Source organism: Bradyrhizobium sp. KB893862 SZCCT0404 (assembly GCF_018130885.1).
Taxonomy (GTDB): Bacteria; Pseudomonadota; Alphaproteobacteria; order Rhizobiales; family Xanthobacteraceae; genus Bradyrhizobium; species Bradyrhizobium stylosanthis.
Genome location: NZ_JAFCLT010000008.1, coordinates 213297 through 239632, shown reverse-complemented (window position 1 = coordinate 239632; position 26336 = coordinate 213297). Strand labels below are relative to the sequence as shown.

Here is a 26336-nt window from a genome sequence, read left to right as displayed (position 1 = left end):
CGACGATGGAGAAGGCGGTTCCGGCCGCGGAGATCGAACGGTTATGAAAGTCATCGGCCTTGCAGGCTGGAGCGGTGCGGGCAAGACCACGCTGTTGACGCGGCTGATCCCGCATTTCAACGCGCAAGGCCTGCGTGTCTCCGTCATCAAGCACGCGCATCACCAGTTCGACGTCGACGTGCCCGGCAAGGATTCCTGGCGCCATCGCGAGGCCGGCGCGGCCGAGGTGCTGGTGGCCTCGTCGAACCGATGGGCCTTGATGCATGAACTGCGCGGCGCCGCGGAGCCGCGGCTGCCGGAATTATTGAGCAAGCTCTCGGCGGTCGATCTCGTCGTGGTCGAGGGCTTCAAGCGCGAGCCGCATCGCAAGATCGAGGTGCATCGCGCCGCCAACGGCAAGCCGCTGCTGTTTCCGGACGATCCCGGAATTGCCGGGATTGCGACCGATATCGCGATTGACACGCGCCTGCCGACTGTCCATCTCGATGATATCGAGGCTGCCGCGGCGCTGATGCTGCGTGCGGCGATGCCGGTCGAGGAAGCGGTGGCAAAGAGCGCCGCGATGCGCTGACGAGGCACCATGGCGCAACTGTCGGACGATTGTTTTGCCTTCGGCGGACCGATGATGTCGGTCGACGAGGCCGTTGGCCTGATCACCACGCGCGTCAATGCGATTGCCGATCTCGAAACGGTGAGCCTGGTGAATGCCGACGGCCGCGTGCTGGCGCGGGATATTTCCGCGCCGCTGCCGCTGCCGCCGTTCACGAACTCCGCTGTCGACGGCTACGCCGTGCGCAACGCGGACCTCCCGCAGGCCGCGGAGCAGGCGTTCCCGCTCGACGGCCGCATTCAGGCCGGCGGTCTTGCGCAGACCCCGATTAGGCCCGGTCACACCGCGCGCATCTTCACGGGCGCGCCGATGCCCCCCGATGCTGAGACCGTCTTCATGCAGGAGGACGTCCGCATCGACGAGTCCGGCCGCATCGTGCTGCCGCCGGGGCTGAAGCCGGGCGCCAATGTCCGTCCCGCAGGCGAGGACATTCCGCAGGGGCAAGTGGCGCTGCGCGCCGGCCAGCGCTTGCGGCCGCAGCATGTCGCGCTGGCGGCGGCGTTTGGTCTGACGCATTTCGACGTGGTCAGGCGTATCCGCGTCGCGGTGTTCTCGACCGGCGACGAACTGGCTTCGCCGGGCGAGTCGCGCGCGGCCTCGCAGCTGTTCGATTCCAACCGTTTCATGCTGATGGCGATGCTGCGCCGGCTCGGCTGCGAGGTCAGCGACCTCGGCATCCTGCGCGACGAGCGCACATCGCTGGCGAATGGCCTGAAGCAGGTCGCAGGCGCGCACGATTTGATTCTCACCACCGGCGGCGTCTCGACCGGCGAAGAGGATCACGTCAAGGCGGCGGTCGAGAGCATCGGCTCGCTCGTGTTGTGGCGAATGGCGATCAAGCCCGGACGTCCCGTGGCGATGGGCATCATCGACGGCACGCCGCTGATCGGATTGCCCGGCAATCCGGTCGCGAGTTTCGTCACCTTCGTCCACGTGGTGCGGCCGACCGTGCTGGCGCTCGCCGGCGGTCTGCCGGAACCGCTGCTGCCGATCCCGGTGCGCGCGGCATTCACCTACAAGAAGAAGATCGGCCGCCGCGAATATGTGCGTGCCTCGCTGCGGCGCGGGGAGGACGGCGCGCTCGAGGCCGTCAAGTTCCCGCGCGAAGGGGCAGGCTTGTTGTCGTCACTGGTCGAGACCGATGGCCTCATCGAGCTCGGTGAGGACATCACGCGCGTCGAGCCGGGGCAGGGTGTAGGTTTCCTATCCTACGCCGGTCTGCTCTAGGGCGGTTGCGTTGACGCCGCCACATCGTCCCGCCATGTTGCGCCCATGACCAGAACGACGCTCGATCTCACGGGACTGAAATGCCCGCTGCCAGCCTTGAAGACCCGCAAGGCGCTGAAACCGCTACAGCCGGGCGATCAACTCGAAGTGCACTGCACTGATCCACTGTCGGTGATTGACATTCCGAACCTGATCCGCGAGACGGGCGACACGGTGGAGATCACGGAGCGCAACGAGGCGCGCATCGTGTTCTTGATAGAAAAAGTCGATGTATCGATAGAGAAAACGAATGGTGCACTGCCGTCGTAGTGCGCGGTCACTCTGCTGATACCTACCTTTTGTCTATCGACATCAAGCATGGCTTCTGCCCCAATTGACATTCTCCGTGCAGGCGCGGAGGTTGAGTCTTGTCTGCGATACGCGGATCAATGGGCCACATCAGAAGCTTGCACGATGTATCGGCATAGAGCCCCGCTTCAGGGGTTAACGACTCGGATGCGCGTGACGATCCTGGCGCGCGTCGGATGATTGTGCGGAGCAGCAGGGACAACAGCTGCACCGTAACGGGCTGAGGAACAGGATAGTCGCGGCAGGCCGCTCAGAAGGGTGGCTGCAGGGGAGGAGTGCATGGCAACTGTTGAGAGCGCTGGGACCATTTCGAGTGGCGGCGCGGGTTTTCTTGATCGCGAACGGACCATCGCGACCGCTGGCTTCAATCGCTGGCTGGTGCCGCCGGCCGCCCTGTGCATCCATCTCTGCATCGGCATGGCCTATGGCTTCTCGGTGTTCTGGTTGCCGCTCTCGCGCGCGATCGGACTGACCGCGCCCAAGACCTGCGGCGACATCTCGCTGTTCCAGGAGCTGTTCACGACCAGCTGCGACTGGAAGGTCGCCAGCATGGGCTGGATGTACACGCTGTTCTTCGTGCTGCTCGGCATCGCGGCCGCGGTGTGGGGCGGCTGGCTGGAGCGGGTCGGTCCGCGCAAGGCCGGCTTCGTCTCGGCGCTGTGCTGGTGCGGCGGCCTCTTCCTCGGTGCGATCGGTATCTACACCCATCAGCTCTGGCTGTTGTGGCTGGGCTCCGGCGTGATCGGCGGCATCGGCCTCGGTCTCGGCTACATCTCGCCGGTGTCGACGCTGGTGAAGTGGTTCCCGGACCGCCGCGGCATGGCGACCGGCATGGCCATCATGGGCTTCGGCGGCGGCGCCATGATCGGCGCGCCCTTGGCGAACCTGCTGATGAACTATTTCAAGAGCCCGACCTCGGTCGGCGTCTGGGAAACCTTCGTGGCGATGGGCGTCATCTACTTCGTGTTCATGATGATCGGCGCGTTCCGCTATCGCCTGCCGCCGCCCGGCTGGCAGCCCGAGGGCTGGACCCCGCCGACCAAGGCGAACGCGATGATCTCGAAGAACAACGTCCATCTGAACGACGCGCACAAGACGCCGCAGTTCTGGCTGATCTGGTGGGTGCTGTGCCTGAACGTGTCGGCGGGTATCGGCGTGATCGGCATGGCCTCGCCGATGCTGCAGGAGATCTTCGCGGGCAAGCTGATCGGCCTGCCTGACGTCGGCTTCAACGCGCTCGATGCCGGACAGAAGGCGCAGATCGCGGCGATCGCCGCGGGCTTCGCCGGATTGCTGTCGCTGTTCAACATCGGCGGCCGCTTCTTCTGGGCGTCGTTGTCGGACAAGATCGGACGCAAGAACACCTACTACACGTTCTTCATCCTCGGCATCGTGCTCTACGCGGCGGCGCCGACCTTCGCGGCGATGGGCTCGAAGCTGCTGTTCGTGCTCGGTTTCGGCATCATCCTGTCGATGTATGGCGGTGGCTTCGCGACCGTGCCGGCCTATCTCGCCGACATGTTCGGCACGCAGTTCGTCGGCGCCATCCATGGCCGGCTGCTGACGGCATGGTCCACCGCGGGCATCATCGGTCCCGTCGTGGTGAACTACATCCGCGAGTTCCAGCTCGCGGCCGGCGTTCCCCGCGACCAGCTCTACAACACGACGATGTACATCCTGTGCGCCATGCTGATCGCGGGCCTGATCTGCAACTACCTGATCAAGCCGGTCGATGCGAAGTGGCACATGAAGGAAGCCGACGTTGCCAAGCTGCAGGCCGCCAGCGCCAGCGCAGCTGCCGCAGGGCCGCACGGCTCTTACGGCATCGGCTTTGGCGGGCTTGATGCCAGGGCGGCGCTGTTCTGGGCCTTCGTCGGCATTCCCCTGCTCTGGGGTGTCTGGAAGACGCTGGAGAGCGCGGTCAAGATCTTCTGATCGTCGTCGAGACAGCTGCGGGATGCCCTCGCGGCATCCCGCAGCGTTCGCCTTTTAGACATCACCTGGAATGGGACTTAGGGGGACCTCCATGCTTCGCACCCGTATCTGCCTCGCCGCCATGATTTTGGCAGCAAGCGTTCACACCGCGTCCGCACAGACTGCAACCGCGCCCGCCGCACCGGCTGCCACGACCGAAGCCAAGCCGGGCAAGATCAAGCTCACGATGCAGAAGTTGAAGGACATGAAGGCCAAGTGGGCGGCCAACAAGCCCAAGCTCAAGGCCTGCCGCGGCGAGGTGAAGACCAAGGGTCTGACCGGCGACGACCGCTGGTTCTTCATCGAAGAGTGCATGAACAAGAGCTGAGATCAGGTTCCGCAGTGCGTTTGCGTAAAGGGGCATGGCAGCAACGCTGCTTGCCTCTAAATGATTATAGAGACGTTCTAAATTTACTTGGCCTCTGGTATACCAGAGGCTACAGTTGCCTGGAATGAGACCTGATCCGTGGGACGCGTGCGACGCGGTTCCCGAGTGCCAGGTCTGGAATGGGGGTGGATCGCGATGGCAATCCCGCCCTGAGATTTCGCGCTTTTGAGGAGAACGCGACGTTTCCATGAGCAGCAACGACGACGTTCACAAGGTCAGGGAATTCGAGCATCCGGGCGAGGGGCGCCGGCGCGCCAAGTCTACGCCCAAGGGGCGGCAGGTCGATCCGACCGCCGCGCATGAGATCGAGCAATTGCTCGGCGACCGGCCGCGGCGGCGCGATCTCCTGATCGAATATCTGCACCTGATCCAGGACAAGTATCACCAGATCTCGGCTGCGCATCTTGCCGCGCTCGCCGACGAGATGAAGCTCGCCTTCGCCGAAGTGTTCGAGACCGCGACCTTCTACGCGCATTTCGACGTGGTGAAGGAAGGCGAGCCTGATGTGCCGCCGCTGACGATCCGCGTCTGCGATTCGCTGACCTGCGCGATGCTCGGCGGCGAGAAGCTGCTCGAGGATCTGCAGAGTGCGTCCGGTCCTGGCATCCGTGTCGTCCGCGCGCCCTGCGTCGGCCGCTGCGATACCGCGCCCGCCGCGGAAGTCGGACACAATTTCGTGGACCATGCCACGGTCGCCAATGTCATGGCTGCGGCGAAGGCCGGCGACACCCACGCGCATCTGCCTAAATATGTCGACTACGACGCCTATGTCGCGGGCGGCGGCTACAAGCTGCTCAATCGGCTGCGCTCCGGCGAGTTGTCGAAGGACGACCTGCTGAAGTCGCTCGACGATGCCTCGCTGCGCGGCCTCGGCGGCGCCGGCTTCCCGACCGGGCGCAAATGGCGCGCGGTGCTGGGCGAGCCCGGTCCGCGCCTGATGGCGATCAACGGCGACGAGGGCGAGCCCGGCACGTTCAAGGACCGCGTCTATCTCGAGAGCGATCCGCACCGCTTCATCGAGGGCATGCTGATCGGCGCGCATGTGGTGCAGGCCTCCGACGTCTACATTTACTTGCGCGACGAATATCCGGCCTCGCGCGAGATTTTGGAGCGCGAGATCGCGAAGCTTCCCGCCGGGGGCCCGACGCTGCACATGCGCCGCGGCGCCGGCGCCTACATCTGCGGCGAGGAATCCTCGCTGCTGGAAAGCATCGAGGGCAAGCGCGGCCTGCCCCGGCACAAGCCGCCTTATCCGTTCCAGGTCGGCCTGTTCGGCCTGCCGACGCTGATCAACAACATCGAGACGCTGTGGTGGGTGCGCGACATCGTCGAGAAGGGCGCCGACTGGTGGAAGGGCCATGGTCGCCACGAGCGTCATGGCCTGCGCAGCTTCTCGGTCTCTGGCCGCGTGAAGAATCCCGGCATGAAGCTGGCACCATCAGGCATCACCGTGCGCGAGCTGATCGACGAATATTGCGGCGGCATGGCCGACGGCCATCAGTTCTACGCGTACCTGCCCGGCGGCGCCTCAGGCGGCATCCTGCCGGCATCGATGGACGACATCCCGCTCGATTTCGGCACGCTGGAGAAATACGGCTGCTTCATCGGCTCGGCGGCGATCGTGATCCTGTCGCAGAAGGACAGCGTGCGCGCAGCCGCACTGAACCTGATGAAGTTCTTCGAGGACGAGAGCTGCGGCCAGTGCACGCCGTGCCGCGTCGGAACCCAGAAGGCGGCGCAGTTGATGCAGAAGCCGGTCTGGAACCGGGCATTGCTGGAAGAATTGAGCCAGGCGATGCGCGATGCCTCGATCTGCGGGCTCGGACAGGCGGCATCGAATCCGCTGTCCTCCGTGATCAAATATTTCCCTGACGAGTTCAAGGAAGCGGCCGAATGACGAAGATTACGTTCGAGCTCGACGGCAAGCAGGTCGAGGCCAATCCCGGCGAGACGATCTGGCAGGTCGCTAAGCGCCAGGGCCGCGAAATCCCGCACCTCTGTTATTCGCCGGCGCCCGACTATCGCCCCGACGGCAACTGCCGCGCCTGCATGGTCGAGATCGAGGGCGAGCGCGTGCTGGCGGCGTCCTGCAAGCGCACGCCGTCGGTCGGCATGAAGGTGAAATCCGAATCCGCGCGCGCGACGGCGGCGCAGAAGATGGTGATGGAGCTGCTCGTCGCCGACCAGCCGGCGCGCGAGACGAGCCACGATCCGGATTCGAAATTCTGGCACTGGGCCGAGACGACGGGCGTCACCGAGAGCCGCTTCCCGGCCGCCGAGCGCTGGGAGACCGACGCCAGCCATCCGGCGATGCGCGTCAATCTCGACGCCTGCATCCAGTGCGGCCTGTGCGTGCGCGCCTGCCGCGAAGTGCAGGTCAACGACGTCATCGGCATGGCCTATCGCAGCCATGGCTCGAAGATCGTGTTCGACTTCGACGATCCCATGGGCGAGTCCACCTGCGTCGCCTGCGGCGAATGCGTGCAGGCCTGTCCGACCGGCGCGCTGATGCCGGCCGTGATGCTGGACGAGAACCAGACCCGCGTCACCTATGCCGACAAGAAGGTGGATTCGCTCTGCCCGTTCTGCGGCGTCGGCTGCCAGGTGACCTACGAGGTCAAGGACGAGAAGGTGATCTATGCGGAAGGCCGCGACGGCCCTGCCAACCACAACCGCCTCTGCGTCAAGGGCCGCTTCGGCTTCGACTACATCCACCATCCGCACCGCCTGACGAAACCGCTGGTGCGGCTGCCGAATGCGAAGAAGGATTCCAACGACCAGGTCGATCCCGCCAATCCCTTCACCCATTTCCGTGAAGCGAGCTGGGAAGAGGCGCTCGACATCGCCGCCAAGGGCCTCGTCAAGATCCGCGACGAGAAGGGCGTGAAGGCGCTCGCGGGCTTCGGTTCGGCCAAGGGCTCGAACGAAGAAGCCTATCTGTTCCAGAAGCTGGTGCGTACCGGCTTCGGTTCGAACAATGTCGACCACTGCACCCGCCTGTGCCACGCCTCGTCGGTGGCGGCGCTGTTCGAGGGCCTGAGCTCCGGCGCGGTGTCGGCACCGTTCTCGGCGGCGATGGACGCCGAGGTCATCATCGTGATCGGCGCCAACCCGACCGTGAACCATCCGGTCGCCGCGACCTTCATCAAGAACGCGGTCAAGCAGAACGGCGCCAAGCTCTTCGTGATGGATCCGCGCCGGCAGTCGCTGTCGCGCCATGCGACCAAGCATCTGCAGTTCAAGCCCGGCTCCGACGTCGCGATGCTGAATGCGATGATCAACACGATCATCACCGAAGGCCTGACCGACGATCAGTACATCGCTGGCTACACCGAGGGGTTCGAGGACCTCAAGGAAAAGATCAAGGAGTTCACGCCGGAGAAGATGGAAGCGATCTGCGGCATCCCGGCGCAGACGCTGCGCGAGGTTGCCCGCACCTATGCGCGCGCAAAATCGTCGATCATCTTCTGGGGCATGGGCATCAGCCAGCACGTCCACGGCACCGACAATGCGCGCTGCCTGATCGCGCTGGCGCTGATCACCGGCCAGGTCGGCCGTCCCGGCACCGGCCTGCATCCGCTGCGTGGCCAGAACAACGTGCAGGGCGCCTCCGACGCCGGCCTGATCCCGATGTTCCTGCCGGACTACCAGCCGGTCGGCCGCGACGATCTGCGCGGAAGCTTCGAAAAGCTGTGGCAGCAGGATCTCGATCCCGTCCGCGGCCTGACCGTTGTCGAGATCATGAATGCGATCCATGCCGGTGAGATCAAGGGCATGTATATCGAGGGCGAGAATCCCGCGATGTCCGATCCCGATCTGCAGCACGCGCGCCAGGCACTCGCGATGCTCGATCATCTCGTGGTGCAGGATCTCTTCGTCACCGAGACCGCGTTCCACGCCGACGTCATCCTGCCGGCTTCGGCCTTTGCCGAGAAGGACGGCTCCTTCACCAACACCGATCGCCGCGTGCAGCTCGCGCGCCAGGTGATCAAGCCGCCGGGCGATGCGCGGCAGGATCTCTGGATCATCCAGGAGATCGGCAAGCGCATGGGCCTGCCGTGGGATTATGCCGGTCCCGGCGACGTCTTCACCGAGATGGCAGAGCTGATGCCGTCGCTGAAGAACATCACCTGGGAGCGGCTGGTGCGCGAAGGCGCGGTGACCTATCCCGTCGACGATCCGAACAAGCCCGGCAACGAGATCATCTTCACCACGGGCTTCCCGACCGCGAGCGGCCGCGGCAAGATCGTGCCGGCCAAGGTCATCCCGCCGGACGAGCTGCCGGACGCCGAATACCCGATGGTGCTGTCGACCGGCCGCGTGCTGGAGCACTGGCACACGGGGTCGATGACCCGCCGCGCACAGGTGCTCGACCAGATCGAGCCGGAGGCAGTCGCCTTCATGTCGCCGAAGGACATGCGCAAGAAGAAGCTCGCGCCCGGCGATTTCATTCGCCTCGAGACCCGCCGCGGCGCCGTCGAGGTCAAAGTCCGTTCCGACCGCGACGTGCCGGAGAACATGGTGTTCATGCCGTTCTGCTACGCGGAGGCGGCGGCTAATCTGCTCACCAACCCCGCGCTCGATCCGTTCGGCAAGATCCCGGAGTTCAAGTTCTGCGCGGCCAGGGCCGAGCGGGCGGAAATGCGGGACGCGGCGGAGTAGGCAAGGCCGCGTCGTCACCGCGCACGGGGCTCGTCAAAGCAACCACCGTCATGCCCCGGCTTGTCCGGGGCATACGCCGCGGCGGAATTTGCAAGAGCGAGTTCGCCAACGCGGCCCTCTTGAATACTGGATCGCCCGGTCAAGCCGGGCGATGACACTGATTGTGTGGTGTCAGCGTGCCCCACGGTGGTAAACGTGGCCCATGTCCAAAGCCACCCCAGCCACACGCGCGCTTGACGCGGCTCGCGTTGCCTTCACCGTCCACACCTACGATTACGATCCCGACGCCGAGAGCATCGGGCTGCAGGCGGCGGCTGCGCTCGGCGAAGACCCGGCGCGCGTGTTGAAGACGCTGATGGCGCTGGTCGACGGCAAGCCGGTCTGCGTCATCGTGCCGTCCGACCAGGAAGTTTCCATGAAGAAGCTTGCCGCCGCCGCGGGCGGCAAGTCGGCTCAGATGATGAAGCCGCCGGAGGCTGAGCGCGTCACCGGCTTCAAGGTCGGCGGCATCAGCCCGTTCGGGCAGCGCAAGCCGGTCCGCACTGTGATCGAGCAGAGCGCGCTCGCGCATGACCTGGTCTATCTCAATGGCGGCCAGCGCGGCTTGCAGGTGCGGCTCAAGCCCACCGACGTGCGGGATGTCCTGAAGGCGGTCGTCGCGGATGTGCTGGCGTGAAGGCGATGGGGCGGGATCGTGAGGTGGCCGCGGCTCCTGTGGCTGCAGGCCCTGCTTTGGTTCTGCCTTCCGGCCGAGGCGCATCAGATCAACCTCGTGACGGCGCGGCTCGCGCTGACCGGCGAGCGCATGGTGAGCGTCGAGCTCGGGCTGAAGGGCAGCGATGTCGATCGCCTGGCCGGCACGAAGACCTATGATGTGAGGCAGGATGCGGTCGATCCGGCCGCTGTGGACGCGGCGCGGGCGGCCATCCTTGCCTATCTTGCCACGCACCTCGCCGTGACAGCCGGCGGCACGGCCTGCGCGCCGGGTGATGCCGCCATCCTGCCCGACGGCGACGGCATCATCTATCGCAACAGCTTCGCCTGCGCGAACCTCGCCGGCGACATCGTCTATCATTCCACCGTGCTGACCGAGCGGGACAAGACCGCGCGCCAGGTGGTGCTGATCGCGCAAGGTCAGTCCGAGACGCAGGCCTTGCTCGATGCCGGCACGACGGCAGTCACGCTCTCAACGGCACCGCCGCTGTTCTCGACCATGCAGCGCTATCTCCTCACCGGCATCGAGCACATCTTTCTCGGCTACGATCACATCGCCTTTCTGATCGCAGTCGTGTTGTGGGCGCGCCGGCTCGTTCCGGTCATCAAGATCGTGACCGCGTTCACCGTCGCTCACTCGCTGACATTGTCGCTGGCGGCTCTGGACGTTCTGGTGATCCCGAGCCGCATCGTGGAGCCCGCGATCGCGGCCTCGATCGTGTTCGTGGCGGCCGAGAACTTCTTTTCGCGCGACATCGACAGGCGCTGGCGCGTGGCCTTTCTGTTTGGCCTGATCCACGGCTTCGGCTTCGCCGGCGCGCTTCGCGAGATCGGCCTGCCGCCGGACGCGATCGTCCCGGCACTGGCGGCCTTCAACATCGGCGTCGAGATCGGGCAGATCGCGATCGTCGCGGTTGCGCTGCCGGTGCTCGGCCTGTTGGACCGGCTCATCGCACGCGGCCGGGACGAGCCGGCGAGAGCGGCAGCGATCGTCTACACGATGTCCGCGGCCATCGGGCTGCTCGGCGGCTATTGGCTGCTGACGCGCATGTTCGAGGTGTGATCGGACAGGTAGCCTATTGCTTCTGCAACAATTTCAGCCGGCAGCGCAGCGCCTCGCGGATATGCGCACGCGCGAGCTGCTCGGCCTTGTCGCCGTCGCGCGCGGCGATCGCCTCGATGATCGCCTGATGCTCGCCGTGGCTGGTCGCGGGCCGCCCCGTCACGGTGAATGTGGTCGGGCCGAGCAGGGCAATCCAGTCCTGAAGCTCCCGCGAAGCGTTGTCGAGATAGCGGTTGCGCGCCGCGCGGCAGATCGCCTCGTGGAAGGCGCGGTTGAGCTTCGCCATCTCGGCGGCGTCGGTCGCGGACGCCTCGACAAAGGCGTGCTCGATGTCCCTGAGTGCGTCGATCTCCGTGACTGAAGCGTGTTCGGCGGCAAGGCGCGCGGCGGCACCCTCCATGATCTCGCGCATGGCGTAGAGCTCCAGCACCTCGGATATGTCGAGGTTGCGCACGATCAGGCCGCGGCCGCCGGCGGGCTCGACGAAGCCGCGCGCCGCCAGGCGCCCCAGCGCCTCGCGGACCGGCGTGCGGCTGACCTTCAGCCGCTGCGCGACCTCCTCCTCACGCAGGCGGTCGCCGGCGCGATAGCTGCCGGCCTGGAGCGCCTCGCACAGCGAGCGGAACACGGCTTCGCCGAGCGCCACCCCGGCGCCGCGTGCGATCGATCCGCCTGTCTTCGCCGTACGTCTGGCCATGTTCCCCCAGGGCGCATCCTGCCCATGCAGAGATGCCGCTTGCGTCATCTTTGTATATCTTTGTATACAAAGGTGCGCAATGGCGGACCGCATTGACCGGGAACGGCGGCGGGCAGAATGTGTCCAACTTCGCCGCATCGGACAGAGGGCATGAGCAGCAAATACGACGTGCTGGTGATCGGCGGCGGCAACGCGGCGATGTGCGCGGCGATCAGCGCCCGACGTGCCGGCGCGTCCGTCCTCGTGCTCGAAGGCGCGCCAAAATTCTACCGGGGCGGCAACACCCGCCACACCCGCAACATGCGCTGTGCCCACGACGCCGCCACCGAAATCCTCACCGGACCCTACACCGAGGAGGAGTTCTGGGAGGATCTGCTGCGTGTGACCGGCGGGCAGACCGACGAAGTGCTCGCCCGTCACATGATCCGGGAGTCCAAGGATATCCTGAACTGGATCGTGGAGCAGGGTGTGCGCTGGCAGCCCTCGCTCGGCGGCACCCTGAGCCTCGGCCGCACCAACTCCTTCTTCCTCGGCGGCGGCCGGGCCATGCTGAACGCGCTCTATCTCACCGCCGAACGGCTCGGTGTCGACGTCGAATACGATGCGGAAGTGACCGACCTCGTGATCGAGGACGGCATGTTCCTGGCCGCGCGCCTCAAGCGGCCGATCAGGGGTGAGACCGAGATCCGCGCGACGTCGCTGGTCGCCGCGGCCGGCGGGTTCGAGGCCAACATCGAATGGCTGAAGCAATATTGGGGCGAAGCCGCCGACAATTTCCTGATCCGCGGCACGCCCTATAATCGCGGCTCGATCCTGAAGATGCTGCTCGACAAGGGCGTGCAGGAGGTCGGCGATCCCACCCAGTGCCATGCGGTCGCGATCGACGCGCGCGCACCGAAATTCGACGGCGGCATCATCACGCGCCACGACTCCGTCGTGTTCGGCATCGTCGTCAACAAGCATGCGCAGCGCTTCTATGACGAGGGCGAGGATATCTGGCCGAAGCGTTACGCGATCTGGGGCCGCCTCGTCGCGGGGCAGCCCGATCAGATCGCCTACATCATCTTCGATTCCACGGTCGTGACGAGCTTCATGCCGACGCTGTTCCCGCCGATCGCCGGGCAGACCATTGCCGAGCTCGCCGGCAAGCTCGAGCTCGATCCGGTTGCGCTGGAAAAGACCATCACCGAATTCAACGCGGCGGTGCAGCCCGGCACGTTCGATCACACCATTCTGGACGACTGCCGCACCGAAGGCATCACGCCGCAGAAGACGCATTGGGCGCGCAAGATCGAGACACCACCCTATCTTGCCTATCCCGTCCGGCCCGGCATCACCTTCACCTATCTCGGCACGCGCGTGAACAAGGACGCGCGCATGCTGATGGCCGACGGCAAGCCGGCCGCCAACATGTTCGCGGCCGGCGAGATCATGGCCGGCAACGTGCTCGGCAAGGGCTATGCGGCCGGCATGGGCATGACCATCGGCAGCGTGTTCGGGCGCATCGCGGGGCGTGAAGCGGCGCGCCACGCGAAGAACTAGATCAAGAAGAACGACAAAGGGAGAAACCATGTCACGCATTGCCATAGCTTCGATCGCGGCGCTGCTGATGGTCGGCCAAGCCCGCGCCGGCGAGCCGATCACCCTGCGCGACATGGGTTCGTTCCACGTCGGCGGGCGCCTCGTCGAGATCTCCGGCAAGCCGGTGAAGGCAGTCGTGTTCACGCCGGGTGGCGTGCCGGCCAAGGTCGATCCCAACGGCACCTATCAGGTTGAGCAGATGTATGTGCAGTATTTCCTGCCGGCCAATGAGAAGGGGGCCTATCCGCTGCTGATGTGGCACGGCGGCGGGCTGACCGGCGTCACCTACGAGACCACGCCCGACGGACGCGAAGGCTGGCTGAACTATTTCCTGCGCAAGGGCTGGGCGGTCTACAATTCAGATGCGGTGGAGCGCGGGCGCGCAGGCTGGGCGCAATACCCCGACATCTTCAAGAGCGAGCCGGTTTTCCTCACCACGTCCAATCCGTTCGAGCGCTTCCGCATCGGCGACGGACCAAACTCCTACGATCCGGATCCCGCCAAGCGAAAGGTCCTGCCGGGCAACCAGTTTCCGGTCGAGGGCTACGAGAACTTCGTCAAGCAGAACGTCCCGCGCTGGACCACGACGGATGATGCGACAATCGCCGCCTATATCGCCGAGATCGATCGCGTCGGCCCCTCGGTGCTGCTGTTCCACAGCCAGGCCGGCAGCTTCGGCTTCAAGGTGGCGCAAGCCCGGCCCGACAAGGTCAAGGCGCTGATCGCGATCGAGCCGGCCGGCCTCGGCGACCCCGCCAAGGCTGATGTGCTGAAGAACATCCCGACCCTCATCATCTATGGCGACTATATCGAGAAAGACTCGCGCTGGCCCAAGATCCGCGCCAACGGCATCGCCTTTGCCGACGCCATCAAGGCGGCGGGAGGCAGTGTCGACGTCGTCGACCTCCCGCAGACCGGCATCAAGGGCAATTCGCATATGGTCATGATGGACAAGAACAACCTCGAGGTCGCGGGCCTGATCCAGAAATGGCTCGAGGCCAAGGGCCTGACGAAGTAGAGCCATGCACGGAACCAGAATTTTGGACGAAGCCGACCGTCTGATGACGGTCTGCAATTCCTGCCGCTACTGCGAGGGTCTTTGCGCGGTATTTCCTGCCATGGAGATGCGCCGCGCCTTCTCCGATGGCGATCTCAATTACCTCGCCAATCTCTGTCATTCCTGCGGCGCCTGCTATGTCGACTGCCAGTTCTCGCCGCCGCACGAGTTCAACGTCAACGTTCCCCAGACGCTCGCGGTCGCGCGCGCCGAGTCCTATGCGGCCTATGCCTGGCCGCAGGCGCTCTCCGGCGCCTTCGCACGCAACGGGCTCGTTATCAGCGTCGTTGCCGCGCTGAGCATGGCGGCTTTCATCTTCGGCTTCGCCGCGCTGAACGACCGCAGCGTGCTGTTCGGCGTCCACACCGGGCCGGGCGCTTTCTACAAGCTGATGCCGCATAACGCGATGGCCGCCTTGTTCAGCGTTGCCTTTCTCTACGCCATTCTCGCGCTGGTCATGAGCGTGCGCGCCTTCTGGCGCGACATCAGCCCGCCGATCGGCGGCCGCGCCGACGGCGGCTCGATCTTCCAGGCGATCCGCGATGCCGGCGAGCTGCGCTATCTCCATGGCGGCGGCGTCGGCTGCTACAACGAGGACGACAAGCCGACCGACCGGCGCAAGCTGTATCATCATCTGACGTTCTACGGCTTCCTGCTCTGCTTCGCCGCGACGTCCGTGGGCACGCTGTATCATTATCTCCTTGGCCGCGAGGCGCCCTATCCGTGGTGGGACCTGCCCGTCGTGCTGGGCACGCTCGGCGGTGTCGGCCTGATCGTCGGGCCGGTCGGCCTGTTCACGGCCAAGATGCGGCGCGATCCGGCGCTGCTCGACGAGAACCGCTACGGCATGGACGTCGGCTTCATCGCCATGCTGTTCCTGACCGGCATCACCGGCATGCTGCTTCTGGTCTTGCGAGAGACCGCTGCGATGGGCCCTCTGCTGGCGCTGCATCTCGGCGCGGTGTTCGCGCTGTTCATCACCATGCCCTATGGCAAGTTCGTCCACGGCATCTATCGCTTTGTCGCGCTGGTGCGCTACGCGCAGGAGAGGCGAAGCGAAGCCGGCTCTTGAGGGGTATGCCGGGCTGACGTATCTCTTGGGCCGTTCGCGCGATGCGCGAATCGGTCGAGGAGCCCTGCCTTATGTACATGTTTCTGCCGTTCCTGCTGGCGCTCGCGGGCTGTGCGTCCGTCTGGCATGCGCGCGCGGGACTGAGCTATGTGCTCTGGGGCGCAACGATCGTCGTGACAGTCGCATGGTTCTTCCACCACGCGACCGATCCCCTGAAGTTCTCGTTCTGACGGCGTCGAGATGAACTCTGCACAGATGGGCGAGCAACGACCGGTCGGCGCGATCCTGAATATGCTCGGCTTGCTTGGGATCTCCTTGATCCTCACGGTCGCATTCACCTACCAGCTTGCGCTTGGCGAGCTGCCCTGTCCGCTTTGCCTGCTGCAACGGGCCGGGTTCATCGCAATCGGCATGGGTTTCCTGTTCAACATGCGCCTCGGTGAGCGTCCCTCGCACTACGCGATGATCCTCATTGCCGGCCTCGTCACCGGCTTCATCGCGATGCGGCAGGTCTCGCTGCATCTGGCGCCCGGCGATCCCGGATACGGCTCGGCGCTGTGGGGCTTGCATTTCTACACCTGGGCGCTGATCGCCGCGGTCGGAATCATCTGCTACGTCGCGCTGGTCTTTGTCCTGAAGGATGCGGCCGGCAAGCGAGAAGGGGATGCGCCCGTGACCGGGTTCGCATCCAACGCGGTCTTCGCGATCTTCGCGCTGCTGGTCGCGGCAAATCTCCTATCCACCGTGCTGGAATGCGGCGCGGGGCAGTGCGACGACAACCCGGTCCGCTATCTCCTGCTCAGGTGACGGAGGCGGCGCGGAAGCGGCCGTCGCGCAGGAAGGCGATGGTCTGCTCGATCGCGGCGGGGTGACGTGGAAGCCCGGTGTGTGACGCCTTCACGATGACATGGTCGGTCATGCCCGCCAGCATCGCGCTTCGCACCGAGACCCGCCCGTCATTCGGTTTCGGCAAAACCAGGAGACCGGCAACGGGATCGATGAAGCGGCTTCCGGCGATCACGCCAACCGGATAGTCGATGGCGGGCAGGGCGTTCGGTGCGGTCGCAGGTGTGGTCGTCAGCTCGAGGCCGGCCGGTCCGTAGAATGCGCGGTAGGGTGAAAAGCCCTGCAGCAGGTCGGCGACCTCGCTGCCGCTGTTCGGCGTGCCCAGCATCACGACGCGGCCGAGCCGGGCCGGCCGGTGTCTTGCGATATAAGCGCGCGCGACGAGGCCGCCCATCGAATGCGCGACGAAATGCAGCGGCGCGTCGCGTTCGGCGAAACGGGCGATCGCCGGATGGATGTCGTCCGCGATATCCGCGATCGGTTCGCGCCGGCTGGGATAGTCGATATTGAGCGTCGTGAACCCGCTTCCCTGGAGCGCCCGTTCCAGCTTCGCCAGGGATGCCGAGGTGCGCGCGATGCCGTGAAGCAGAACCACTCCGGGGCATCGCGCGTCGCCTGATTGAGGCGCCTCATGCATCTCGCTTACGCGACCTCGCGCTCCGGCGAGGACGCCTGCTCGCGGGCCATCGTCGTTGCCGTGACGTAGTCGGTCTTGCCGGTGCCGAGCAGCGGCACCTTGTCGACCACCAGGATCGCCGCGGGAACGGTCAGCTCGGAGGCGCCGATCGCCTTGGCCTGGGCCTGCATCGCGCTGCGTTCGGCGGCCTTTTCCGTCGTCAGCAGCACGATGCGCTCGCCCTTGCGCTGGTCGGGGATCGACACGGCGACCGAGCCGGCCTGCGGCCACAGCGCCGTCGCGATGGCTTCGACCGCCGACAGCGAGACCATTTCGCCCGCGATCTTGGCAAAGCGCTTGGCGCGACCCTTGATGGTGATGAAGCCGGCGGCGTCGATCGCCACGATGTCGCCGGTGTCGTGCCAGCCTTCGGGAAGCGTTTCGAGCACGCCTGGATTTTCGGCCCGCAAGTATCCGAGCATCACGTTCGGCCCGCGCACGGAGAGACGTCCGCCTTCCTCGATGCCGGGGACCGGATCGAGGCGGCTTTCCATCAGCGGCGACAGGCGGCCGACGGTGCCGGGGCGGTTGGCCATCGGCGTATTCATCGCCAGCACCGGCGCTGTCTCGGTGACACCGTAGCCTTCGAGGATACGGATGCCGTAGCGCTCCATGAACACCTGCCGGGTGCGATCCTTGACCGCCTCGGCGCCCGCGATCACGAGGCGCAGGGTGCGGAAGTCGTAGGCATGCGCCGAGCGGGCGTAGCCGGTGAGGAACGTGTCGGTGCCGAACAGGATGGTCGCGCCGGTCTGGTAGATCAGCTCCGGCACGATGCGGTAGTGCAGCGGCGAGGGATACATGTAGATCGGAATGCCCGCGAGCATCGGCATCATCATTCCGCCCGTCAGGCCGAACGAGTGGAACACCGGCAGCACGTTGAACACCTTGTCGTTGGCGTTGGCATCGACCCGCGCCAGCGCCTGCGCGGCGTTGGCGAGGATGTTGCGGTGAGACAGCACCACACCCTTCGGCGTGCCTTCCGATCCCGACGTGAACAGCACGACGGCCGGATCGTTGGCCTGGCGGGCGACGCGCGGCGCGGTGCCGGCGAGCAGGCCCTTGATCTTGTCGCCGGTGCCGATCGAGGCGCGGACATCCTCGAGATAAACGACGCGCGCCTCGGCGGAGATCGCGGCCATCAGCTTGTCGAGCTTGCCTTTCTCGATGAAGGCCTTCGATGTCAGCACGGTCTTGACCTGCGCGGCCTTCATGGCGGCGAGGACGTTGACGGGACCGGCGGAGAAGTTGAGCATCGCCGGGACACGGCCGATGCTTTGCAGCGCCATGAAGACGACGGCAACGCCTGCGGAGTTCGGCAGCAGCACGCCGACATTCTCGCCGACGGCGGTGCCGGTCTCGAGCTTGCGGCTCAACACCTGCGCGCCGAGGATCAGCTTGCGATAGGTCAGCTTGGTGCCGAGCGCGTCCTCGATGATCACCTTGCCGGTGTCGCGGTCGCGATAGGCGTGCCCGAGCGCCTCGAACAGGGTGTGGTCGAGCATGGCGTTCTTGACCATGGCATCGATCATCACGTCCTGGAGCGCGGCGCCGGCGGCATTGCGGCGAGCCTTGCCCTTCAGCGCGGCATCGACCGGCAGCTTGACCGGCGGCAGGATCGTGACCGTCACGCGCGGGAACCAGGAGCGCTTGATCTGGCTGGAGTTGAGATAGCTGAGATGCGAGCGCTGCGCGCCTTCGATGCGCACCGGCACGACCACGGCGTCGGCCTTGTCCGCGATCATCGCGGTGCCGTCATAGACCTTCATCAGCGAGCCGGACACAGTGATGCGTCCTTCCGGGAAGATCACGACAGGCTCGCCCGCGGCAACGAGCTTGATCAGGTCGCGCGCGGCCAGCGGCTTGGTCGGGTCCATGGTGTAGTGCTTCACCACGCGCAGGAACGGCTTGGCCCACCAGGCCTTGGCGATGCCGGTATCCACCGCGAAGCTCGCGTCGATCGGCAGCACGGCGTGCAGCAGCGGGCCGTCGATCAAGCTGACATGGTTGGGCGCGATCAGCATGCGGGTGCCCGGAGGGGGCAGGTTCTCGAGGCCACGAACCTCAGTGCGGAACAGCGCGCGGAACAAGAGGCCGCCGGCATCGCGCACGCCCTCCTTGCCCCATTTGGTCAGCACGAACCAGACTGCGCCGAAGCTCGCGACGCCGAGGCCGAAGAAGATCCAGCCGACGTGCAATCCGCCCGCCTGCAGCAGCGCGACGAACAGCGAGCCGGCCACCATGAAGCCGGCCTGCAGCACGTTGCCGGCGGCGATGATGCGGGCACGCTCGTTCGGAGCCGACCAGGCCTGGACGGCAGCGAAGGACGGGACGACGAACAGGCCGCCGCCGAATGCGAAGGCGACGAAGTCGGCCAGCATGCGCAGGCCGGAGAACGAGGTCGCGAAATCGATCGCGGCGATGTCCTGGCCCTTGGTGGTCACACCGATGGCCCAGGCGAGATCGAGGCCGGAGAACCCCATGATGATGGCGCCGATCGGCACCAGCGCGAGGTTCGGACGAACATGGCTCAGGCTGGCGGCGAACAGCGAGCCGATGGCGATGCCGATCGCGAAGACCGCAAGACACAACGTCACCACGCCTTCGGTGCCGCCGACCACCTCCTTGATCAGCGCCGGCAGCAGCGACAGCACAATGGCGCCGACCAGCCAGAACCAGGAGACGATCACGGTGCCGTCCCACAGCCGGTGGTCGGCATGCAGTGTCTTCAGCAGGCCGACCGTCGAGGTCCAGGGATTGGCGTTGACGGGAAGATCAGGCGCGGACGGTGTGGTCGCGGGAATGCGGGAGGTGAAGGCCCATGACAACAGCGCCAGTACGACCACGGCCGATGCAACCCAGCCCATATGCGCCGAGCCTGCGACGAACTGGCCGCCGGCGACGGTACCGAGCAGGATCGCCATGAAGGTTGCGCCTTCGACCAGCGCGTTGCCGGTCGCGAGCTCGCCGAGCTCGAGCTGGTCCGGCAGCATCGCGTATTTCACGGGGCCGAACAGCGCGGCGATGGTGCCGAACAATGCGAGCGCTGCGAACAGCAGCGGCACCGAATGCAGGAAGAAGCCGGCGGCGGCAAAGCCCGCGGCGAAGATCTCGGCGAATTTCAGCCGCCGTGCGACGACGGATTTGACGTATTTGTCCGCGAGCTGGCCGCCGAGCCCGGACAGGATGAAGTAGGGGAATATGAAGACGGCGCCCGCGACCGTCACCAGCGCATCGCCGTGGCCGGTCACGGCGCTGTAAAGCAGGATGATGACGAGTGCGTTCTTGAGCACGTTGTCATTGAGCGCCGAGAAGAATTGCGCCCAGAACAGCGGCGCAAAGCGGCGTGACGACATCAATTCCCTGATCATGACTAGTCCTGTCTTGGAAAGGCAGCCTGAGATTGTTTCGGTGGCGGTGAAAGCGTCACGACCGGAAGGGCATGGGACGAACGATTGCAGAGTGACGATGATCGTCGGTCTGCTCTGTCCCCCTGGTCCCTCTGATCCTGTTGGTCTCCGAACGGTCTGGTTAGGTTCGCAAATTTCCCGTTGCGGCCAGGTCAGCTTTGGCCGGAAGGGCCGGGCTGACCCGGATATGCGACGGGCCGTGAGGAAAAACTGAACCGCATCGGTAAGGCCTGCGGCATCGGCTGCGAATGTCGGGACATGGTAAGTCCTTCATTGCACCCTTGTCGTGCATTCGAGCCGCTTCGCGCATCTCAGGTGAGATGGGTGAGGTGGCGAAAGGGCGAGAGGCGGCCGAGCAGGCTGAACCTGCGGCCATCGCGGCGCGCACGGGCACGATTTGCCCGCCACATCCGGAAGGTCGCGCGGCGTTCGGTGAGCACGCCGGCAATGTCGCAGGCATTGGCGATACGGTCGATCGGGGCCATCGCGAACCTGAGCAGGGCCCGGCCGAGGCCGGTCACGAGAGCCGCGGCGTCATCGATGAAGGTCGAAGCGATATCAACAGCGAGGGTTTGCATTTTGCAGGTCTCCAGGTTAAATTGAACAATGTTCACATGAGTAGCTTGAAAATGAACAATGTTCAAGAAGAATCGCCACGAGACCAGAAAAAAAATCGGCGCCGGTTCCAGATCCTGGAGATCGCCCGCGGCATTATCGCTGCTAAGGGCTTGAGATCGCTCAAGGTTCGGGATGTTGCCGTGGCCGCCGGATGCTCGGTCGGTAGCGTCTATAACGAGTTCGGCGACTTCGACGGGGTCATCCTGACCGTGAACCGGGAGACCGTTCAGGCGCTCACGGTCCGGCTGCGCGGGGTGCCGGCGGAGGATCCTATTCGTCAGCTCTATGGGCTTGCCGAGACCTATCTCGAATTCTTTGCGGAGCACGCCAATCTGCTGCGCTCGCTGTTCGAGCACCGGATGGAGGACGATCGACCCTATCCGGACGACATCCTTCAGATGGTGATGGACGCCTTCGCGCTGATGCACGCGCCGCTGGAGCGGGTGCTACCGGCTGCGGACGACGTGAAGGTCGCGCTGCTGTCGCGCACCCTGTTCTCCGCGGTGCACGGCATCATCTCGCTCGGCCTCGAAGAGCGCATGGTGGCGGTGCCGCCCCAGATGCTGCGCCAGCAGGTCGAGCAATTCATCGACGTGCATCTTGCCGGCCTCGGAATTCAGCCGGCGAGGTGAGGGCGATCAGCCTTGCGCCGCGATGGCTTCGCGCGGCCGCGCGGCGACGACGATGACGTCGGGCCGAATGTTGTCGACCTGAACGCGGTTGCGTCCCTTTTCCTTGGCGCGATAGCAGGCGGCGTCCGCGCGCCGCATCGCGTCCTCGAGCGAGGTGCCGCGGTCGGCGATGCAGGTGACGCCGATGCTGGCGGTCACCGCAAAGCAGCGATCGTCCCAGACGAAGTTGAACTGCTCGAACGCCCGCCGCAGCCGTTCGGCGACGTCGACGGCGTTCGACGGCGAGCACTGCGGCAGGATCAGGCCGAATTCGTCGCCGCCGAGCCGAGCCACCAGATCATGCGGCCGCCGGTCCTGCTGCAGCAGGCGCGAGACCTGGCAGAGCAGGCGGTCGCCGGCGAGATGACCACAGCTGTCGTTGACGTTCTTGAACTGGTCGAGGTCGAGCAGGATCAGTCCCAGCGGACCCGCCGCGACATTGTCCAACTCGGCCTGCAGGCGCGCCTCGAAGGCGCGGCGGTTGACGAGCCCCGTCAGCCAGTCGTGCGATGCCTGCCAGGCGAGGCGCTCCTTCTCGGCATGCAGGGCATCTTCGAACGCTTGCCTTTGCAGCACCAATCGCCTTGTGTGCCAGATCAGGAGCAGGATCAACGTCACGGCCGTGACGATGTTGATGCAAGTGAGCGTCACCTTGATGGCGCGCGAGCCTTCGCCAAGCACGGTGGAGAAACGCTTGGCGTGCACCGTGAATTGCGCGTTGAGCTCCGAGAGCCGCGACGACAGATGTTGCAGGCGCCCGGTGTCCTGAACTGGGCCGTTTGCCAGCTCGGAGCGGATGACCTCGCCGAACACGCTCAGCTCCAGCAGCATGGGATCGGTGGCGGCCCATTCGCGGATCGCCTCCTGGAGGAAGCTGACGCCGCTGAAATAGCGAAACAGCCAGATCAATCCCGGGACGTCATCGGGGTGGTTGCCGCCTTGCAGGAAGCCGACGCGGGCCGCCTCGACGTCGACCGGATCGCGCTCGAGCGCCCAGCGTGCGAACTCGTCGCCGATGGGAACGGCGAGCGAGGTCTGGTAGTGCGCGAACTGGCTGGGCTCGCCCGAATGCAGATAGAGATTGAGGAAATAGACGGCGTTCTTCTGCGAGCGCGACCACAGCGCTTCGCCCGCGACATAGGCGCGGACGGATGACATCACCTCGAGGCTGAATCCCGCAATCGTCGCCTGGAGCACCACGACCATCACGAAAGGCGACACGAGCTTGATGACATGAAGGAAGCTGCGTCCCTTCATCGACGACGGTGTTTTGCGAAACACTCTGCGTTCCCCAAATCGATCAACGACCCCAGCGGAGCGTTGCGCCTGCAACGCCAAGTAGAGGGGAAGGTTGCTTAACTCGACCTGAAAAATGCGGGGGACCGCCTCGCAGGGTGAAGGCGTCGTGAAGTGGATGGCCGCAGATCGCTTCAAATACCGGCGAAGCGGAACTGGCGCGGCATCGGCGCACCGAAGCCGCGGATTCGTGTTGTGCGATTTACCCGATCGAGAGGATTGCTAGACGAGCACCGGCTTGCGCACGCGGCCGGCGTCGCCGAACACGCGCAGGTAGCGCTCGATCTCCGAAGGCAGGCCGGTCGCCTTCTCCGGATTGTCGGAGAGCTTGACCGCGGGGTGGCCGTCCACCGACGACACTTTGCAGACCAGCGAGATCGGATCGAGATTGAACGAGCCGTCCGGCGTGCAGCCGACGAAATCGTTGGTCAGGTTGGTGCCCCAGCCGAACGAGAGCCGCACCCGGCCGCTGAAATGATGGTAGGTCTCCTCGATCGATCCGACATCCATCGCGTCGGAGAAAACCAGCAGCTTGTCCCTGGGATTGCGGCCCTTCTTCTCCCACCAGGCGATGATCTCCTCGCCGGCCTGGATCGGCGGCGCGCTGTCGGGACGGAATCCGGTCCAGTCGGCGACCCAGTCCGGCGCATCGCGCAGGAAGGCCTTGGTGCCAAAGGCATCGGGCAGCGCGATCAGCAGGTTGCCGCCATAGGTCTGGCGCCACTGGTCGAGGATGCGATAGGGCGCCCAGCGCAATTCCTCGTCGTCCTTGGCGAGCGCAGCCGCGACCATCGGCAGCTCGTGCGCGTTGGTGCCGATGGCCTCGAGATCGTTGTCCATCGCGAGCAGTACGTTGGAGGTGCCGATGAAGGACGGGCCCAGGCCTTCCTTCACCGCCTCGACGCACCAGCGCTGCCAGAGGAAGCCGTGGCGGCGGCGGGTGCCGAAGTCGGAGAGCCGCAAATTCTCCAGCTTGCGCAGCCGCTCGACCTTGGTCCACAGCTTGGCCTTGGCGCGGGCGTAGAGCACGTCGAGCTCGAAGCGGCCGCGGCCCTTCATCGCCGCGCGCGAGCGCAGCTCGTTGAGGATCGCGAGTGCCGGGATCTCCCACATCGAGGTGTGGGTCCACGGTCCGTGGAAGTGCAGCTCGTACTGGCCTTCGACCTTGCGCAGCTCGTATTCGGGAAGGCGGAATTCGGAGAGCCAGCGGATGAAGTCCGCCGAGAACATGTGGGTCTTACCGTAGAACGTGTTACCGGCGAGCCAGATCAGCTCTTTCTTGCTGAAGCGGATGGTGCGGGCATGATCGAGCTGGGCGCGCAGCTCGCCCTCGTCGATGATCTCGGCGAGCCGCACATGGCGCGAGCGGTTGATGACCGAGAAGGTCACCTTCTGACCCGGGTAATCCTCCCGAATCATCTGCAACATCAATAGCTTGTAGAAGTCGGTATCCAGCAGGCTGCGGATGATGGGGTCCAGCCGCCAGCTGTGATTGTAGGTCCGGCTCGCAATATCGGTCACTGTCATGGCCGAATTCTAGCGTGGCCGCCGCCGCGCAACCAGTGGGTTTCACGAAGGGCAGGCTTCCGCGCGGCATAGGCAGGGGGTCAGCCGCCCGCCGCCGTCGTCGCGACGATCTCGAGCTGGCTCCTGATCCAGCGATGGGCCGGGTCTTTCTGGAAGCGTTGGTGCCAGACCATGAACATCGGCAGCTCGGCCAGCGTCCGCGTGCGCGACGCCAGTGGAATGCGCGTCTGTGCGAAGCCGCCCATCACGCCGGATGCCAGCAGGCTCGGCATGCTCGCCAGCATCTGCGAGCCGCGCAGGAAAGACGGCACGCCCGAGAAGCTCGGCACGGAGATGGCGATGTCGCGATGGAAGCCGTTGGCCGCAAGGCGGCGGTCGAAGTCGAGCCGCTCGTTGTCGGTATAGACGACGGTGATGTGGCGTGCCGCCAGATAGGCGCCGCGGCCGGCAGGCGCCGCGCGCGACTTCGGATCGTAGTAGCAGACGTAGTGATCGCTGAGCAGGCGCTTCTGCACGATGTCGACGCCGGCGGGTGGCAGCGGCGTGATCATGAGATCGCAGCGGTTCTCCCGCAGCATCGCGGGCGAGGGCGATTGCGAAGGGATCACGCGCAGGTTCAGGCTCTTCACCTGTCCGGCGACATGACCGAAGAAGCGCGGCAGCAGCAGGTCGCGCTGGAAATCGTTGGCGGCGATCGTCAGCGAGAGCTGCGCCTGTGCCGGCACGAAGCTGACGCCGCCGGCGAAGCTGCGCATCTCGTCGATCAGCGCGCGCGCCTTCGCTGCCAGTGCCTGGGCGTGCGCCGTGGCGACGATGCCGCGGCCGGATTTCGCGAACAGCGGATCGCCTGCGATCCGCCGCAGCTTGTTCAGGCCATGGCTGACCGCGGATTGCGTCAGGCCGAGCCGCGTTGCCGCTGCCGTCACCGAGCCTTCCTCCAGCACGGCCAGGAACAGTTCGAGGGCGTGGCCGTCGAGGGCCAAATGATCGATTTCCTTCATGTAATTCATTATAATCGATCTATTTATCTTGAGAATAGACCGGCCCATGATCTCCCAAACAAGCCGCGCGCCCGGACCGGGCGCCCCCAGGGAGAGACAACGCCGATGAATGCCCAGGCGCCAGCCTTAAGGGATCCCCGCCTCAACCGCCCCGAGCCGTTCACGCCGCCGCTCGGCGACGGCGGCTTCTTCCAGCGCGACCGCTCCATCCATCCGCCGGCGCATGCGCCCGGCTACAAGTCATCGGTGCTGCGCTCCCCGCGCCAGTCGCTGCTCTCGATCGAGAACTCGGTCTCGGAGATCACCGGGCCCGTGTTCGGCCACAACGATCTCGGGCCGCTCGACAACGACCTGATCCGCAACTACGCCAAGGACGGCGATCCCGTCGGCGAGCGCATCATCGTCCACGGCCGGGTGCTCGACGAGACCGGCCGCGGCGTGACGAACACGCTGGTCGAGTTCTGGCAGGCCAATGCCGGCGGCCGCTACCGGCACAAGAAGGACACGTATCTCGCGCCGATCGATCCGAATTTCGGCGGCTGCGGCCGCGCGCTGACGGACGACACCGGCTACTATTACTTCCGCACCGTGAAGCCGGGCCCCTATCCCTGGCGCAACTTCGTCAACAGCTGGCGTCCCGCCCACATCCACTTCTCGGTGTTCGGCTCGGGATTCGCCCAGCGCCTCATCACCCAGATGTATTTCGAGGGCGATCCGCTGATCCCGGTCTGCCCGATCCTGACGACGATCCCGGACAAGGACGCGCTCGACCGCCTGGTCGCGCCGCTCGATCTCAACGCCTCGACGCCGTTCGACTCGCTCGCCTATCGCTTCGACATCGTCCTGCGCGGCCAGCGCTCCACCTATTTTGAAAATCGCACCGCGGGGAATTGACGTC

The 26336-nt window shown here is 65.4% G+C and carries 23 protein-coding genes; 16 read left to right on the top strand and 7 right to left on the bottom strand.

Annotated features, from left to right (window positions below; genetic code table 11):
• The first annotated feature begins 43 nt into the window (after positions 1–43).
• The 9 genes from mobB (at position 44) to JQ617_RS28665 (ending at position 10986) form a co-directional block, all read left to right on the top strand.
• Positions 44–571, top strand: coding sequence for a molybdopterin-guanine dinucleotide biosynthesis protein B (gene mobB / locus JQ617_RS28705; RefSeq protein ID WP_063692344.1), 528 nt, complete (start codon positions 44–46; stop codon positions 569–571).
• Between the two features lie 9 nt (positions 572–580).
• Positions 581–1837, top strand: coding sequence for a molybdopterin molybdotransferase MoeA (locus JQ617_RS28700; protein ID WP_212029250.1), 1257 nt, complete (start codon positions 581–583; stop codon positions 1835–1837).
• A gap of 45 nt (positions 1838–1882) precedes the next feature.
• Positions 1883–2146 (top strand): sulfurtransferase TusA family protein, encoded by a 264-nt coding sequence (locus JQ617_RS28695; protein WP_212029249.1) that lies wholly within the window; start codon positions 1883–1885, stop codon positions 2144–2146.
• Between the two features lie 318 nt (positions 2147–2464).
• Complete coding sequence (locus JQ617_RS28690; protein ID WP_212029248.1) at positions 2465–4120, top strand: OFA family MFS transporter; 1656 nt, start codon at positions 2465–2467, stop codon at positions 4118–4120.
• A 91-nt stretch (positions 4121–4211) separates the two neighbouring features.
• On the top strand, positions 4212–4487 hold the full coding sequence (locus JQ617_RS28685) for a hypothetical protein (protein ID WP_212029247.1): 276 nt from the start codon (positions 4212–4214) through the stop codon (positions 4485–4487).
• A 247-nt stretch (positions 4488–4734) separates the two neighbouring features.
• Entirely contained in the window at positions 4735–6444 is a 1710-nt protein-coding gene (locus JQ617_RS28680) for an NADH-ubiquinone oxidoreductase-F iron-sulfur binding region domain-containing protein (protein WP_212029246.1), read from the top strand.
• Positions 6441–9209 (top strand): formate dehydrogenase subunit alpha, encoded by a 2769-nt coding sequence (gene fdhF, locus JQ617_RS28675; RefSeq protein ID WP_212029245.1) that lies wholly within the window; start codon positions 6441–6443, stop codon positions 9207–9209. Before JQ617_RS28680 ends, fdhF begins: the two co-directional genes overlap by 4 nt.
• 202 nt (positions 9210–9411) lie before the next feature.
• Positions 9412–9885 carry a Cys-tRNA(Pro) deacylase gene (ybaK, locus tag JQ617_RS28670; RefSeq protein ID WP_212029244.1) on the top strand — a complete coding sequence of 158 codons (474 nt, stop codon included), beginning with the start codon at positions 9412–9414 and terminating at the stop codon, positions 9883–9885.
• Between the two features lie 18 nt (positions 9886–9903).
• Positions 9904–10986 carry a HupE/UreJ family protein gene (locus JQ617_RS28665; RefSeq protein WP_212029243.1) on the top strand — a complete coding sequence of 361 codons (1083 nt, stop codon included), beginning with the start codon at positions 9904–9906 and terminating at the stop codon, positions 10984–10986.
• 13 nt (positions 10987–10999) lie between these two features.
• Here JQ617_RS28665 and JQ617_RS28660 read toward each other — a convergent pair whose 3' ends face one another.
• Positions 11000–11683 (bottom strand): GntR family transcriptional regulator, encoded by a 684-nt coding sequence (locus tag JQ617_RS28660; RefSeq protein WP_212029242.1) that lies wholly within the window; start codon positions 11681–11683, stop codon positions 11000–11002.
• A 150-nt stretch (positions 11684–11833) separates the two neighbouring features.
• On the opposite strand from JQ617_RS28660, the gene tcuA reads away from it, so the two are divergent.
• The 5 genes from tcuA to JQ617_RS28635 all read left to right on the top strand — a co-directional run bounded on the left by tcuA (position 11834) and on the right by JQ617_RS28635 (position 16200).
• Entirely contained in the window at positions 11834–13225 is a 1392-nt protein-coding gene (gene tcuA, locus JQ617_RS28655; protein ID WP_212029241.1) for an FAD-dependent tricarballylate dehydrogenase TcuA, read from the top strand.
• A 28-nt stretch (positions 13226–13253) separates the two neighbouring features.
• On the top strand, positions 13254–14282 hold the full coding sequence (locus JQ617_RS28650; protein ID WP_212029240.1) for an alpha/beta hydrolase: 1029 nt from the start codon (positions 13254–13256) through the stop codon (positions 14280–14282).
• 4 nt (positions 14283–14286) lie between these two features.
• Complete coding sequence (gene tcuB / locus JQ617_RS28645; protein ID WP_212029239.1) at positions 14287–15393, top strand: tricarballylate utilization 4Fe-4S protein TcuB; 1107 nt, start codon at positions 14287–14289, stop codon at positions 15391–15393.
• 71 nt (positions 15394–15464) lie between these two features.
• Positions 15465–15623 (top strand): DUF5993 family protein, encoded by a 159-nt coding sequence (locus JQ617_RS28640; protein WP_212029238.1) that lies wholly within the window; start codon positions 15465–15467, stop codon positions 15621–15623.
• Positions 15624–15633: 10 nt separating this feature from the next.
• Complete coding sequence (locus tag JQ617_RS28635) at positions 15634–16200, top strand: disulfide bond formation protein B (RefSeq protein WP_212029237.1); 567 nt, start codon at positions 15634–15636, stop codon at positions 16198–16200.
• Here JQ617_RS28635 and JQ617_RS28630 read toward each other — a convergent pair.
• From JQ617_RS28630 to JQ617_RS28620, 3 genes are all read right to left on the bottom strand, one after another.
• The gene (locus JQ617_RS28630) at positions 16193–16876 is read right to left on the bottom strand and encodes an alpha/beta fold hydrolase (protein ID WP_212029236.1); all 684 of its coding nucleotides are present in this window, start codon (positions 16874–16876) and stop codon (positions 16193–16195) included. The genes JQ617_RS28635 and JQ617_RS28630 overlap by 8 nt on opposite strands.
• Positions 16877–16881: 5 nt before the next feature.
• Positions 16882–20286 carry an acyl-[ACP]--phospholipid O-acyltransferase gene (locus tag JQ617_RS28625; protein WP_212029235.1) on the bottom strand — a complete coding sequence of 1135 codons (3405 nt, stop codon included), beginning with the start codon at positions 20284–20286 and terminating at the stop codon, positions 16882–16884.
• Positions 20287–20636: 350 nt separating this feature from the next.
• Entirely contained in the window at positions 20637–20903 is a 267-nt protein-coding gene (locus tag JQ617_RS28620; RefSeq protein ID WP_212029234.1) for a hypothetical protein, read from the bottom strand.
• Positions 20904–20954: 51 nt separating this feature from the next.
• On the opposite strand from JQ617_RS28620, the gene JQ617_RS28615 reads away from it, so the two are divergent.
• Entirely contained in the window at positions 20955–21575 is a 621-nt protein-coding gene (locus JQ617_RS28615) for a TetR/AcrR family transcriptional regulator (RefSeq protein WP_186467810.1), read from the top strand.
• Positions 21576–21581: 6 nt separating this feature from the next.
• Here JQ617_RS28615 and JQ617_RS28610 read toward each other — a convergent pair whose 3' ends face one another.
• The 3 genes from JQ617_RS28610 to JQ617_RS28600 form a co-directional block, all read right to left on the bottom strand.
• Complete coding sequence (locus tag JQ617_RS28610) at positions 21582–22895, bottom strand: GGDEF domain-containing protein (protein WP_212029233.1); 1314 nt, start codon at positions 22893–22895, stop codon at positions 21582–21584.
• 237 nt (positions 22896–23132) lie between these two features.
• A complete protein-coding gene (gene pncB / locus JQ617_RS28605; RefSeq protein ID WP_212029232.1) occupies positions 23133–24437 on the bottom strand; it encodes a nicotinate phosphoribosyltransferase in 1305 nt (434 codons plus the stop codon).
• Between the two features lie 80 nt (positions 24438–24517).
• Positions 24518–25447, bottom strand: coding sequence for a LysR family transcriptional regulator (locus JQ617_RS28600; RefSeq protein ID WP_212029231.1), 930 nt, complete (start codon positions 25445–25447; stop codon positions 24518–24520).
• Between the two features lie 96 nt (positions 25448–25543).
• Here JQ617_RS28600 and pcaH point away from each other — a divergent pair, with 96 nt between their 5' ends.
• On the top strand, positions 25544–26332 hold the full coding sequence (gene pcaH / locus JQ617_RS28595; protein ID WP_212029230.1) for a protocatechuate 3,4-dioxygenase subunit beta: 789 nt from the start codon (positions 25544–25546) through the stop codon (positions 26330–26332).
• Positions 26333–26336: the final 4 nt, after the last annotated feature.

Coding starts and splice junctions, on each gene's coding strand:
- mobB (WP_063692344.1), top strand. CDS start 44: ATGAAAGTCATCGGCCTTGCAGGCTGGAGCGGTGCGGGCAAGACCACG.
- JQ617_RS28700 (WP_212029250.1), top strand. CDS start 581: ATGGCGCAACTGTCGGACGATTGTTTTGCCTTCGGCGGACCGATGATG.
- JQ617_RS28695 (WP_212029249.1), top strand. CDS start 1,883: ATGACCAGAACGACGCTCGATCTCACGGGACTGAAATGCCCGCTGCCA.
- JQ617_RS28690 (WP_212029248.1), top strand. CDS start 2,465: ATGGCAACTGTTGAGAGCGCTGGGACCATTTCGAGTGGCGGCGCGGGT.
- JQ617_RS28685 (WP_212029247.1), top strand. CDS start 4,212: ATGCTTCGCACCCGTATCTGCCTCGCCGCCATGATTTTGGCAGCAAGC.
- JQ617_RS28680 (WP_212029246.1), top strand. CDS start 4,735: ATGAGCAGCAACGACGACGTTCACAAGGTCAGGGAATTCGAGCATCCG.
- fdhF (WP_212029245.1), top strand. CDS start 6,441: ATGACGAAGATTACGTTCGAGCTCGACGGCAAGCAGGTCGAGGCCAAT.
- ybaK (WP_212029244.1), top strand. CDS start 9,412: ATGTCCAAAGCCACCCCAGCCACACGCGCGCTTGACGCGGCTCGCGTT.
- JQ617_RS28660 (WP_212029242.1), bottom strand. CDS start 11,683: ATGGCCAGACGTACGGCGAAGACAGGCGGATCGATCGCACGCGGCGCC.
- tcuA (WP_212029241.1), top strand. CDS start 11,834: ATGAGCAGCAAATACGACGTGCTGGTGATCGGCGGCGGCAACGCGGCG.
- JQ617_RS28650 (WP_212029240.1), top strand. CDS start 13,254: ATGTCACGCATTGCCATAGCTTCGATCGCGGCGCTGCTGATGGTCGGC.
- tcuB (WP_212029239.1), top strand. CDS start 14,287: ATGCACGGAACCAGAATTTTGGACGAAGCCGACCGTCTGATGACGGTC.
- JQ617_RS28640 (WP_212029238.1), top strand. CDS start 15,465: ATGTACATGTTTCTGCCGTTCCTGCTGGCGCTCGCGGGCTGTGCGTCC.
- JQ617_RS28635 (WP_212029237.1), top strand. CDS start 15,634: ATGAACTCTGCACAGATGGGCGAGCAACGACCGGTCGGCGCGATCCTG.
- JQ617_RS28630 (WP_212029236.1), bottom strand. CDS start 16,876: ATGCATGAGGCGCCTCAATCAGGCGACGCGCGATGCCCCGGAGTGGTT.
- JQ617_RS28625 (WP_212029235.1), bottom strand. CDS start 20,286: ATGATCAGGGAATTGATGTCGTCACGCCGCTTTGCGCCGCTGTTCTGG.
- JQ617_RS28620 (WP_212029234.1), bottom strand. CDS start 20,903: ATGCAAACCCTCGCTGTTGATATCGCTTCGACCTTCATCGATGACGCC.
- JQ617_RS28615 (WP_186467810.1), top strand. CDS start 20,955: ATGAACAATGTTCAAGAAGAATCGCCACGAGACCAGAAAAAAAATCGG.
- pncB (WP_212029232.1), bottom strand. CDS start 24,437: ATGACAGTGACCGATATTGCGAGCCGGACCTACAATCACAGCTGGCGG.
- JQ617_RS28600 (WP_212029231.1), bottom strand. CDS start 25,447: ATGAATTACATGAAGGAAATCGATCATTTGGCCCTCGACGGCCACGCC.
- pcaH (WP_212029230.1), top strand. CDS start 25,544: ATGAATGCCCAGGCGCCAGCCTTAAGGGATCCCCGCCTCAACCGCCCC.